The organism is Christiangramia qingdaonensis, from assembly GCF_048381525.1.
In the GTDB taxonomy this organism is placed as follows: Bacteria; Bacteroidota; Bacteroidia; order Flavobacteriales; family Flavobacteriaceae; genus Christiangramia.
On the sequence record NZ_JBLWIM010000012.1, the window covers coordinates 428,155 to 442,502 of the forward strand.

6 protein-coding genes are annotated in these 14,348 nt (G+C 35.7%); all 6 read left to right on the forward strand.

Annotation, left to right across the window (positions count from 1 at the left end):
* Nucleotides 1-1,290: 1,290 nt before the first annotated feature.
* The 6 genes from ACNI3T_RS06845 to ACNI3T_RS06870 all read left to right on the forward strand — a co-directional run bounded on the left by ACNI3T_RS06845 (nucleotide 1,291) and on the right by ACNI3T_RS06870 (nucleotide 14,236).
* A complete protein-coding gene (locus tag ACNI3T_RS06845; protein WP_418227183.1) occupies nucleotides 1,291-4,035 on the forward strand; it encodes a substrate-binding domain-containing protein in 2,745 nt (914 codons plus the stop codon).
* Between the two features lie 274 nt (nucleotides 4,036-4,309).
* Complete coding sequence (locus ACNI3T_RS06850) at nucleotides 4,310-5,665, forward strand: sugar porter family MFS transporter (RefSeq protein ID WP_418227184.1); 1,356 nt, start codon at nucleotides 4,310-4,312, stop codon at nucleotides 5,663-5,665.
* Entirely contained in the window at nucleotides 5,662-7,227 is a 1,566-nt protein-coding gene (locus ACNI3T_RS06855) for a glycoside hydrolase family 32 protein (RefSeq protein ID WP_418227185.1), read from the forward strand. Before ACNI3T_RS06850 ends, ACNI3T_RS06855 begins: the two co-directional genes overlap by 4 nt.
* 33 nt (nucleotides 7,228-7,260) lie before the next feature.
* Nucleotides 7,261-9,453, forward strand: coding sequence for a glycoside hydrolase family 32 protein (locus ACNI3T_RS06860; protein WP_418227186.1), 2,193 nt, complete (start codon nucleotides 7,261-7,263; stop codon nucleotides 9,451-9,453).
* 19 nt (nucleotides 9,454-9,472) lie between these two features.
* The gene (locus tag ACNI3T_RS06865; protein WP_418227187.1) at nucleotides 9,473-12,514 is read left to right on the forward strand and encodes a SusC/RagA family TonB-linked outer membrane protein; all 3,042 of its coding nucleotides are present in this window, start codon (nucleotides 9,473-9,475) and stop codon (nucleotides 12,512-12,514) included.
* Nucleotides 12,515-12,523: 9 nt separating this feature from the next.
* On the forward strand, nucleotides 12,524-14,236 hold the full coding sequence (locus tag ACNI3T_RS06870) for a RagB/SusD family nutrient uptake outer membrane protein (protein ID WP_418227188.1): 1,713 nt from the start codon (nucleotides 12,524-12,526) through the stop codon (nucleotides 14,234-14,236).
* Nucleotides 14,237-14,348 lie beyond the last annotated feature (112 nt).

The following is a 14,348-nucleotide window of genomic DNA, read 5'->3' on the forward strand; positions in this document are numbered from 1 at the left end:
ACGATAGTGATAGAAAGCCTTTCAGGAAACTGGAAGGCTTTTTTGTTTTCGGCGGGTACAATAAGCTAATTTTCTTTTGGTTAGATTTATTATCTCTAACTCTTTTAACCATGGATAGCCTATCTAAGAACATTGCTAATAAACTTTATAATTTTTATTAGCAGCCTGATTACCAATTTAGGATTAAGTATCAAATTTCAAATAGGAAGAAAATTTATATTCTAATTTCAATTCTATTTCCGGCTATTGTACCTCTATCTTTTTATTCTGACGTTGCTGTTAGCATTTATTTATAGATGAGCTATTGCTACTGTTATTGATTCTTCCTGCAATTTAGCTTTTAGTTCATGATGTAGATACCTTCTTGAATTACTATGATATTAAACAAGATGAAAATTTAAATGTCAAGTTCGATGAACTGCATTTATATCTGATGGAAATTGATTTTTTCAATTTGATGAAAAATAAAGTCGGCAATTTCATCTTCTTTTTTTGAGATAGTAGATCTAAAAATTAATTAGAAGTTTACTGCAAAAAATTCTAGTCTACCTAACCTTAGAAAACTTTTTTGCTTATTCGTATACTCGCAACTTATCGGATTCAAATGTCAGTGAATATTGCCGAAGATCTGCCTTAAACAAGGAAGTAGTTCGTCGACTTACAGATTAGAAGATATTCATATACCATGTCCCTGCAAAAGTCCATTACAACTATAATTGGATTGAGAATATTATTCGAAAAAGGTCTTTTCTAAGCGATAAGGTTAGTAATAAGGAATGATATGAAGAATACCTATCAATTTCTATAAATGATAAGTAAAGCCTTAAGTCTATCTCGCACCAAGGCATTTATTTAATATGGATGTAATCAAGAAAAAGATGCGAAGATTGTATTCAACCAGCATTTGGTTAGTGATAATCCAGGAGATACTAAGAGAATTTGCAATACTTCAGAGGTTAAACACAATTTGTGCAAATAAGACTATCACCAAAATTGATTTTTTACAGGAACTGGAAGAGAACGCATTCGATAGAAGTAAGGAGCAATCTTGTCAAAAAGTTGCTTATCAAAAATGAGGGAGTATATTGTATGACGAGTGGCTAAAAAGTAATTAATTTAATACTAATTCAGACTTTCCAGAAACACATAAAAAGAAATACAAGCTTAGTAGGTTCAAAACTGATAGATAGTTTTTCCTTGGTTTTTCTTTGGTCGTAGTAGATATACGAACCATAAAATAATGTTAAGAAACTAATCTTTTTCATAGTATTGTAAAAAAAGAGTAAAACTGTGATACAACAGAAACAACCTATATTCTTACTGATTGTTCTTTTACTAACATTTTATAGTTCCTGTGATACCAATAAGAATGAAGATGAGATCTACATTGGATTCTCACAATGTATAAGTTCTGATCAATGGAGGAAGGACATGAATCATTCTATGATGGTTCAGACCTCACTATATCCAAATATTAATCTAAAAATTAGCGAAGCAAATAGGAGCGTTGAAAAACAGATTGCTCAAATTGAAGATTTTATTGAAGAAGATGTGGATGTGCTTTTGGTTTCTCCGTTAGAGACTGAGAAAATAGTTCCTGTTATTGAAAGAGCATATAATAAGGGTATACCAGTAATTCTTATAGACCGAAAAATTGATTCCGATAAATATACGGCCTTTGTAGGTGCGGATAATATAGCCGTAGGGAGAATGGCCGCTAGTTATATTGCCTCTTCTGCAGATAGCAATATAAAAGTACTGGAGATAAAAGGGACGGATAATTCGTCACCAACTCTTGAAAGAAGTCTTGGTTTTAACCAGGTAGCGGATCGTTTAGATAATATCTCAAATGTTTACACAATTGAAAATTATACTGATGATCAATTCTCGAGAATACTGGATACGCTGGATGCTTCTAAAATCGATTATGTTTTCTCCTTTAATGATATACTGGCTCGATCTGCCTGGCAGGTAGCTGAGAATAAAAGTTTAGCAGATGATCTCAAATTTGTAGGGGTTGATGGACTTGTGGGACCCGATGGAGGAATAAATATGGTATTGGATGGTAGATTACAGGCTACCGTGCTTTATCCCACTGGAGGTGCCGAAGCGATTAAACTAGCAACACGAGTATACGCCGGTGAACAGGTTCCAAAAAATAATTCCTTAAATATAACATTGATTGATAGGTTAAATGCTGATATCATGAAGAATCAGTATGAGAAGATCAATGAACAGCAACTGGAACTTGAAAAACAATTACAGGCGATTGAAGAACAGGAAGAGAAGTATTACGTCCAAAACAACCTGCTCAAAATTGCCATGGCCCTTTTAGCGATCATTCTTAGTTTGGCCATATATTCTATATATTCTATCCGTATAATTAGGAGAAAAAATAGGGAGCTACAACTTACTAATGAAAAGGTTATAAAACAACGTAACAAAATAAAATCTATTGCTGAAGAAATCAAGAGAGTTAATAAAGCAAAAATCAACTTTTTTACTGGAGTATCTCACGAATTTAAAACACCACTCACTTTAATAATGAGCTCTCTTGAATCAATTTATATTGAATTAAAAGGGAATAAATCCAAACATCAATCTGATTTAGATGTAATATCCAGAAATTCAAAGCGATTACTCAGGCTAATTAATAACCTGCTTGATTTTAGGAGAATTGAAGATGAGAAATTTAATTTGAAAGTGAACAAAATAAATCTCTTAGACTTCACAGAGAAAGTCTCAATGGACTTTAAAAAAGAGGCAAAAAAGAGAAGTATCAATTTTGAAATTGAATCTAATGATAAAGAATTGGCTATCTATATGGACCGTTATTTAATGGACAAAGTTTATTTTAATTTACTATCCAATGCCTTTAAATTTACTCCTGACCATGGTTCAATAAAAATTAAAATTGATCATTTAAGAAAAGGAAATTTAGTAAAAATCTACTTCAAGGATTCTGGGATTGGAATACCCGAAAATGAAAAAGAACAACTTTTTAAACCTTTTTTTAAAGCATCTAATAACAATAAGAATAGTTCTGGTATAGGTTTAAATATTACTAAACAGTTTGTTGAGCTACATAAAGGAGATATTGAAGTAAAATCACATCAGGGAACCGAAGTTGTAATTAGCCTTCCAACTACTAAAAATCAATTTTCTTCGGGACAAATAATTTCCTCTACAGATGACCCGCAACCATCATATTTTGAGGCTGACTTTGGATTAGAAGAAAATGAGGGATTAATACCGACGTTAGTAGCAGGGGACCAGGATCAGTATTCAATCTTAATCATAGAAGATAATTATGATTTATCACGATTTCTAAATAAAAAACTAGGCAAACACTACAGGACTTATTTATCAGATGGATCTGATGCCCTCGAAAAGGCCTTTGAACATATTCCAGACATTATAATTTGTGATATTAATTTGCCGGAAAAAGATGGATTTGAAATTTGCGAAACTCTTAAGAACGATTTGAGAACTTCTCACATACCAACAATAATATTAACAGCACTTGGAGACAGAGAGTCATATTTAAAAGGTCTTGAAAGTGGTGCTGACCTTTATTTAACTAAACCATTCAGTTTTGCAATATTGATACAATCATTAAAATCTCTTTTATACAATCGGGAGAAACTTAGGTATTATTATACCAATAACTTATTTAAACTTGAAAAGGAGAATAAATTTAGTAATAGTGAGCAGGATTTTATTTCTCGCCTCAACCACTTGATAAAAGAGCATTTGGATCATTCAGATTTTACAGTAGAAAGGCTAGCTGAGGAATTGAATGTTTCGAGAGTTCAGCTTTACAGAAAAGTAAAAGCGCTATTAGGATTGAACATTAGCGATTACATCAATAACTATAAATTAGAGAGCGCTAAGATGATGCTAGAGGATACTGATCTTTCTGTTAGTGAAATTGCTTATAAATGCGGGTTCTCTACCCCCAATTATTTCTCTACCAGCTTTAAAAATAAATATGGTTCCAGTCCGGCTTTTTATCGAAAAAGTTATAAAGGTTAACTGGAATTAACATGGCTTTAAAGTCTGTTTATCTTTTACACCCTTCTTTTACCTTATGATACAATGAAACTGTTACAATTTCGTAAGAAATTGTAACGAAACTGTAACTATAACGTTTTAGTTAAAAATTCCCCATCATCGTAACACTCTGTAAATAAACGTGTTAACCATTTTTTTACATTTCGATAACAATTCCAAACCCTATTGCAACATTATCAAAAACATCCCCTGAGAAATTAGAATAGTTTAGTCAAATCCAATAAAATTTGTGATAATGAGAAATATTTGGGTTTGGTCTTTAGTAGCTGCACTAGCCGGTTTTTTATTCGGATTTGATACAGTGGTAATATCTGGAGCAGATAAACAATTGCAAGAATTATGGAATACTTCCGATGCATTTCATGGTTCGATTGTAATGGCGATGGCATTATGGGGGACCGTAGTTGGTGCTATTTTGGGAGGTATACCTACCAATTCATATGGAAGACGTAATACTCTAATAGGCATTGGTGTTTTATATTTAGTCTCTGCCTTAGGTTCTTCATTAGCTACAGACCCTATAACGTTTGCGATATTCAGATTTTTGGGGGGTCTGGGAGTAGGAGCCTCTACCATTGCAGCCCCGGCTTACGTCTCAGAAATCGCTCCTTCCAAAAGTCGCGGTAAACTAGTTTCGCTATACCAGTTCAATATTGTATTCGGGATATTAATCGCTTTTCTATCCAATTATCTATTAAGAGACTTTGGCAATCAGCCCTGGAGATGGATGATAGGAGCCGAAGCGGTACCTGCGGTATTATATTTAATATTAGTATTCTTTATTCCAAAGAGTCCAAGATGGTTGTTTTCAAAAGGTAAGGAAGCGAAAGCAAAAAAGGTGTTACAAATAATTCAGCCAAATTCTATAGAACTTGATAAAACTCTAAAGGAACTAAGGGCTCAGGCAGAAGTCGAAGAAGTCAATGACAATATTTTCATGAAGAAATATCGATTTCCTCTTATGTTGGCATTTTTAATAGCTTTTTTTAATCAATTATCTGGAATTAATGCATTTCTGTATTATGCACCTAGAATTTTTGAAACCGCTGGACTTGGCGAAAGCACAGCCTTGTTGAGTAGTATTGGAGTAGGGGCTGTAAATTTAGTTTTTACGTTATTTGGTGTTTTTCTTATAGATAAGGTTGGACGTAAAAAACTCATGCTTTTTGGTTCCATAGGATATATAATTTCTTTAAACCTGGTTGCTGCAGCGTTTTTCCTTAATTGGGGTGGAATGTGGGTGCCAATTTTCCTTTTCCTTTTTATTGCCTCGCACGCCATTGGCCAAGGAGCTGTAATCTGGGTCTATATATCAGAAATATTTCCAAACAAACTACGAGCTTCAGGTCAGGCATTTGGAAGTTCAACTCATTGGGTGCTTGCAGCAATAATCCCGTCACTGGTACCATTACTTTTTTCTACCATTGGGCCTGGCTATGTCTTTGCCTTTTTCGCCTTTATGATGGTTTTACAATTGCTATTTGTCATTTTCATCATGCCAGAAACCAAAGGAAAATCCTTAGAGGATATAGAACTTCATTTACCAGACAATTCGAACAATTCAACAATTTTAGAAATCAACACAAAATGATCAAAACTTCCTTAAAACTGGCTTTAGGCCTGATTCTTATTTCATTTGTTGTTTCCTGCGATAATATGAATTCTCAGGATAAAAACTCAGTTATGATTTCCAGTGAGGAAAGCGATACTCTATCTCATGATCCATTTCGACCTAATTTTCACTTCACCCCAAAGGAAAAATGGATGAATGACCCAAATGGGCTAGTTTATCAAAATGGAAAGTATCATTTATTCTTTCAGCATTACCCCGATAGTACTGTTTGGGGACCAATGCATTGGGGACACGCTGTTAGTAGAGACTTACTAACCTGGGAAGAAAAACCTATAGCATTATACCCTGATAGTCTCGGTTATATTTTCTCAGGAAGTGCAGTAATTGACAAAAATAATACTGCAGGTTTTGGAGAAGATGCCATGATCGCCATGTTTACCTACCATGATCCTGAAGGCGAAAAAGCTAAAAGTGATAAATTTCAAACGCAGGGAATAGCCTATAGCTTAGATGAAGGAAAAACCTGGACAAAATATAAAGGCAACCCTGTTATAGAAAACCCAGGAATTAGAGATTTTAGAGATCCAAAAGTTTTCTGGAATGAAGACCTTCAAAAGTGGCAGATGCTTTTGGCTGCAAAAGATCATATTGAAATATTTCAATCTGAAGATTTAAAAGATTGGCAAAAACTTAGTGATTTTAATTTCCCAGATAATCCTGAACTGGGCGTGTGGGAATGTCCTGATCTCTTTGAACTTCAAGTTCAGGGCACAGGCGAAAAAAAATGGGTGATGATCGTTAGTCATGGTGGGGAAAGCTCACCAAATGGAGGTTCAGGGACCAGGTATTTCGTTGGAGAATTTGATGGCCAGAAATTTACAACGGATCAGGATGAAAGCCAGTGGCTTGATTATGGTACCGATAACTATGCAGGGGTCACTTTCAATAATACACCAGAAGGAAGAAGGATACTCATAGGCTGGATGAGTAACTGGAACTATGCAACAACAACTCCCACAAAGGGATGGCGTAGTGCTATGACTTTACCAAGAGAATTATACTTAGTTCAAACTGAAGATGGATATAACTTAAACACTAATGTAATAGATGAAATTGCTAGGGTTTCTGAAAGTATCGCAATGGATACAGAAAAATCAGATAATGTTACAAACATTAAATCTGATGAACTTTCCAATAGTATTTTAAGTTTTGAGATAGTAAGCCCTGATGGAGTGGAATTCAGCCTAAATAATAGTGCGGGAAATAAATTCACCATGGGATATAAAGGGAATAACTTTTATACTAACCGAACCAATTCAGGATTGGTAGACTTTAACGAGAAATTTACCAACACGGAACCTCAAAAAGTTCAGATAGGGAATCTTGATACCCTTAAGGTTAAACTATTTATAGACAAGTCTTCAGTTGAGATTTTTCTGAATGATGGCAATTATGCAATGACTAATCTGGTTTATCCGGAAACGCCATGGCAAGTGCTGAAAATAGTAACTAATGAAGATACCAGAATTAATAATGTAAAGATTAGAAAAGTAAATCTTGAGCTTTTAGATAAGAAGTAAAAAAAGTACATATTAATAACACAAACCAGACCAATGAAAAAAATGATATTCTTAAAGCTACTCTTTGCAGTAAGTCTGTTGACTTCCTGTTATGATGATGATGTGGTGTTTGTAGATGAAACTGATAATCTTCGTATCAATAAACTTCTTGAATTTAAATTCGATGAAGCCTCTGGAAATACTACTACGGAGTCAGAAACCGGGAACACTTTTGAAATTGAAGGGAAAGCAGTAAGCCGTATGGCCGGGGTTTCAGAGAGCGCCATCTTCTTTGATGGGTTAACTAACGAAATCGATGGAGAAATTGAGACAAATCTTCTTCCAGAAGATGAACTAACGATCTCACTATGGGCCTCACCAAGATCTTATCCAGTAGGTACGGCTGCCATGCTGGCTATGACTTCAGAGGGTTCAAGTAATGGAATTATGGTTGGTCTAAACAAATTCGGCCAAATCGTTGTACAATATTTTATTGATGGTTCTTTTTCTCAAACTGTAACTAATGAAATAATCCCTAGAAATCAGTGGAATCATATTTTGGTAGGAATAAGTCCAGCATCCCAAAGTATTGCAATATATATGAATGAGGAGCTGTTAACTACAGCTAATATTCCATCTGGTTCAATCACCTGGCCTACGGGTTCTACTCCAATTAGTATTGGTAAAAATACTATGGGTGAAATGATGGGTATATTTGATATAGATTATTATTCTGGAGCGCTCGATGAAATTCAAATTTACTCTGGATTCTCTTCACCTGCTGTGGCAGAATTTATATCCAGCCAGTACGGATCTCCTGCAGCACCGGATTATAATTTAGGCCTGGACTACTCAGGAGATAATAACAGACCTCTATATCATCCAATACCCGATTTTGGATGGGCTAATGAATCTTATGGTCTGGTTGGTTTAGATGGAACTTACCATATGTTCTATCAGAAAAATGAAGTTTTTCTAGGGATAGCGAATCAGAATTGGGGACATTTTACTAGTTCAGATCTGGTAGATTGGGAAGAGCAAGATGCTGTGTTATGGCCCTCGACAGGTTGGGATAATTTTGGGATCTGGTCTGGTGATGCTATTATACTTGAAGATGGAACACCTGCTGTTGTTTATACCGGTGTAGATGGAATAAAGGCAGGAATTGGAACCGCATTTTCAGATGATAATTATCAAACCCTTGATAAATTTGATGGTAACCCGGTAATACCAGCTGCACCACCAGAGGTCGACCTGGATTTTCGTGATCCTTATGTCATCTATAAAGATGGATTATACCATATGATAATAGGTAGCGGAATCTCTTCTATTGGTGGTAACGTAGTTTATTATACTAGTGAAGATTTTGAAAATTGGGATTACAAAGGAATTCTTTTCCAGGGACAAAGCAATCAAGGAGAAGGAAGCTTCTGGGAGATGCCAGTTCTCCATGAATTTGAAGATGGTAGATTTATTCTATTAGTTCAAAAAACTCCTGATACTACTCCAGCCATTACGTTCTATTGGACTGGTAGTTTTGAAAATGGAGTATTTACTCCAGACTTTGAAGATCCTAAGTATCTCGAAGTAGTAAACGGATTTTTATCTCCAGCCGTTACCTTGGACGATCAGGGTAGAACTACGGCAATCGGAATTATCCCAGATGAGGTAGCTCCAGAGTTTCAACAACAACAAGGTTATGCAAACCTTTTTAGTCTTGCCCAAGTATGGACCCTGGATGAAGACGGTACAATTTTAATTGAGCCACATCCAAATCTGGAAAACTATAGAGGGGAAGAGATAAGTTTTGGAACGGTAGATATCAATCCTGGAAGCACTGATAACATTGATTTTACTGGTAGGCACTTCGAAATGGAAACAACAATCAATACAGGAACCGCTGATCGTTTCGGTTTCGTATTAGGACAGGCTGAAACTAGTGGAGAAGAGTATAGGGTATACTATGATTTTGGAGCTCAGGAATGGGTTGTGGATGCATCAGATTCCTCAACTTCAGATCTAGTAAGAAGAGATGTTCGAAGAGGGGATTTCAGTATTAACCAGGGAAATTCTGTTGAGCTAAGAGTTTTCGTTGATGGCTCTGTATTAGAAGTATTTATCAACGGAGAATCACATTTCACAGGTAGATTCTTCCCCGAGAGTAATGATGCAAACGGTGTTGATCTATTCACGGAGGGTGGTTCAGCTTCCGCGGAAGTTACTATTTATGAAATTGAAAATAATTAAAAACAACCAATAGCCAATTATGAAAAATCTAATTGTGATATCCCTCATGTTATTTACTGTCGGCTTGTTTGGACAAAACAAGACCATCACAGGTATCATTACTTCTGAAGAAGGAATACCTGTGGCAGGTGCTACCGTAGCAGTAAAGGATGCTAATCGTGGGACAATGACTGACTTTGATGGAAACTTTGAACTTGAAGTTAGTACAGGTGAAACTCTAGTGATATCCTTTATAGGATATAGGACAAAGGAAGTAGCCGTAGACCAATCTTCTAATTATGAGATTACTTTGACAGAAGATGTAGCACAACTCGATGAAGTGGTAGTGACGGGTTATACTTCCGAGAAAAAATCGGATATAGCTGGAGCAATAAGTGTGGTTGACGTTGAGGAATTATCTCAGGAATTTAGTCCCAATATTATTACTAGTCTACAGGGAAGAGTGCCGGGTCTTCAAATTAATTCTGGTGGAACTCCTGGTGGGAATGATTCTCAAATTGCTATTCGCGGTTTGACTACTATCACCGCTGGATCGAGTCCATTATGGGTAATCGATGGAGTTCAAACTTTCAATCCTTCTTCTCTGAATCCAGATGAGATTGCTAGTATTCAGGTTCTAAAAGATGGTGCCTCAACTGCTTTATATGGTACTTCAGCTGCAAATGGGGTTATTGTAGTTACCACTAAAAAAGGTAAAGCAGGAGTATCAGAGTTTGCTGTGAAATCCGAGGCTACGGTTAATATGCTAAGAGATAAAGTCGATATTCTAAATGCACGGCAATGGGCAGATGTCTATTATGAGGCTAGAGCAAATGACGGTATATCAGGAGATTTTAATGTACTAACTGATAACGGTAATGGGTTCGATATTCCTGAATTTTTAGATGAGGATGAATTAATCAGATCATCAGATACAAATTGGTTAGATGTAATAATTGATGAATCAATTTCCTACAATACAGATTTCAGTTATCGATATGGGAAGGAAGACATGCAACTATTTGCAAGTCTCAACTACACTAGAGATAATGGAATCCAGAAGTACACCCATTATGAAAGATATAATGCGAGGCTGAACACAAGCTTTGATTTCTGGGATGATAGAATAATAATAGGTGAGAATTTCCTGTATTCAAATTTTAATGAAGTACAGGCTAATGAGTTTGAAAATGCTATTCTTCAGAATCCACTTATACCAGTATATACAGTAGACGGCGATTATACAGCACCCACAATTCAGGATAAAGCAAACTCTCTCGCTAATCTTTGGTCCAACAGAAAAAATGAACAACGAAATAATCGTTTGTTAGGAAATGTTTTTGCGAAAATTGATATACTAGATGGTTTAACTTTCGATACTTCATTGAATTTCGATTATACCGAGTTTGCATTTGATACCAGAACTCAACCTTTTGTTCAGGTTGGTAGAGTTCCAAGTGTGTTTAACAATATTACTGTTTCAAAGGATAGAAACAATTCTTTAAGAACGATCTGGACAAATCTATTAACCTATGATTTCGAAATAAACAAACATAGATTTAATTTACTAGGAGGAGTAGAGTTTACAAAAGAAGACTTTGAATCCACAGTAGAATTAACAAATGGAGTTGATATCACTGAATACCCATCCTATATTATTCAAAGCGATGCAGAATTCAGGACTATTGAAAATGAAATCCAATACAGAAAACAATCATTCTTTGGATCCCTGAAATATGTATATGACGACAGATACATTTTATCAGGTAGTATGAGAAGGGATGGATCCTCCAGATTCGGTCCTAATAATAAATTTGCCATTTATCCAGCAGGATCTTTCGCGTGGAATGTTTCAAACGAAAGTTTTCTCGAAGACTCTGATTTAATTTCCAATTTAAAGCTTCGTGCATCTTACGGTATAAACGGGAATGACCAAATACCCAATTTCCTATATCTAAGTACTTTTTACAATAGCTCTATTGGAAATGCCATTGAATTCCTGAATTACGATATTGATGGAGATGGTATTGGAGTGTCAGAAGGGATTGTACAGGCAAGACAAGCGAATCCAGATATTCAATGGGAACAAACAGCCCAAACCAATGTAGGATTTGATATTGGGTTTTTAAGAAATCGTCTTACTCTTAGCACAGATTTCTTTGACAAACGCACTACAGATTTACTTCTACAACCTATTCCCCAGTCTATTAATGGAGAAGCACAACCTCCATTTATCAATGCAGGAGAAGTTTCCAATATCGGTTTTGAAGCAGTTTTGAGTTATCAGAATAAGGCTGAAGGTGACTGGTATTATGGCGTTGATCTTAATTTCTCTAAATATGAGAACAATGTAGAGTCACTTGATACAGATAATAATTTCCTTTTGAATGGAGTATCGATCACCAGAGCCGGAGATCCTATTGCCTCATTTTACGGTCTAATAGCAGATGGACTTTTCAGAACACCTGAAGAGGTCGCTGTTCATGCTCAACAACCGGGTAAGGGATTAGGTAGAATAAGATATAGAGATTTAAATAATGATGGAGTTATTAACTCTGATGATAGGACTATTATTGGGAATCCTCATCCAGACTTTATCTATGGGGTAAGTTTAAACCTGGGATATAAAGGTTTCAATCTTAGTGCCTATTTTGATGGTAAACAAGGACATGACTTGTATAATACACAAAGAAACCTGGGAGATTTCACTTACTTCAGCTTCAATTTTGGAGAAAATACTTTAGATGCCTGGTCACCCGAGAATGCAAATTCCAATATTCCGGCACTTAGTACTAGTAATGTAAATAACGAAACTCAACCATCAAGTTATTTTATTGAGGATGGATCTTATTTTAGAATGAAGAACATTACTGTGGGGTATACATTTCCTCAGCAAACGGCGGAGGGTATTGGTCTAAATGAATTAAGGCTATATATGTCTGGTCAGAACTTATTAAACTTTACTTCTTTTACTGGATTTGATTATGAAGTATCTGGTCTTGGAGCTGGAGGTATCGGAGTCGCCGGTTATGGTATCCCTCATACAAAGTCAATCACTTTCGGAGTTTCAACAAAATTTTAAAAACATCTTATGAAAAGAACAATGAACAAATCAATAATGGCACTATTCCTTTTTGGAGTAACATTGATCGTCGGCTGTGTTTCAGAGGATGATCTGAACGTAACCGAATATAATACGATTTCTGAGGACAATTTAGAGCCTGAAGAACTTGTGATTGCAGCATATAGTGCTTTGGATTATAGGTATAATACAGGTGAATTTAGAGATTTGTATCCTTTTGATCATGCTCCTTCGAACTGGCCAACATCAGATATTAGATCTGGAGACGCTTACAAAGGCGGGGGAGGTACCGGAGACAACCCAGGTGGAGGAATGCATCAGTTGGAAACTCATAATCTTTTTCCTTCAAGTGACAACGTATATAATCTTTGGAGATCAATTTATTTTGGACTAAAAAGAGTGGATACAGGAATTAGATTTTTGGTTAACCTGGAAGATGGTGAATTTGAAAATAGAGATGTAAGATTAGGTGAATTATATACCCTTCGAGCTCATTTCTACTTCGAAGCAATGAAGAATTTCGGTTCAATAGTTTGGTATGATGAAAATACACCTGTAACTGATTTAACCAAAATTCCCAACACCTTTGATGAAGCCTTTATCTGGGAAAAAATTGAAGGTGATCTAAACAGAGCAATTGAACTATTACCAGAAATGCAACCTGATCTTGGAAGGGTAAATGAAATGGTAGCCAGATCTTATTTGGCCAAAGCTCATTTATTTCAGGAAGAATGGCAGGAGGTAATAAATCAAACTAATATAGTAATTAACTCAGGTCAATATAGACTTGTAGAGGATATTGAAAGATTATACTCAGAGCCAGGGTATGGAAATCCTGAAAATATTTTCGCTATCCAGTTTTCTATTAATGACGGATCGCAATATGGTAATTTAAATTTTGGAGATCTTTTAAATTCTCCTGACAGTCCTAGCGATAACCCTAACCATCCTTATTTGAATGGCGATGACTTTCATAAACCTAGTCAGAATTTAGCCAATGCATATAAAGTTGGAGAAAACGGATTGCCTTTGTTTAACTCTTATAATTCCAGCAATGTCGATGATCAAGATTTTGTAGATCCAAGGCTTGATCATACAATTGGGAGACCTGGAATCACCTGGAAGGATTGGGAACCTATGGCACAACAGGAAAATTGGAGTAGAGATAGTGGCACCTACGGATTATATGTTCGAAAGAAGAATATGATTTATCCTACTTCTGATGGTATGGCGTCCAACCCGAACGGTTTTCCATGGGCCTTAGGAAATTTAGATTTTCCGTTGATCAAATACGCAGACTTACTTCTTTGGAAAGCAGAGGCTTCAATAGAGACCGGTGATGTAGCTACAGGTATTGAGATAATAAATCAGATTCGATCAAGAGCAAAAAATTCACCTTATGTCAAGGATTTTGAAAATCCTTCTGAAGATGCAGCTAACTATCTTATAGAAACTTATCCAACGGGCATGTCTCAGGAAATGGCAATTCAGGCACTTAGATTTGAACGCAGATTGGAACTTGCTAATGAAGGACACAGGTTTTTTGATCTTGTAAGATGGGGTATTGCAGACAGTTATATCGATCAATATGTATCAAGTGAACAAGTTAGAAGACCTTATTTAACAGGCGCCAATCTTGAACCTCATGAGTATTATTTACCAATTCCGCAGGTTGAAATAGATGCCAGTGGTGGAACATATACTCAACGTTCCGGATATTAAAAACTAATCGAAATCAATTAAAACTTTATAAAATGAAATCATTGAAAAATATAGTAAGATATGCCGCTGGTATGTTACTTTTATTACCATTTTTCCTACTGAATTCCTGTAG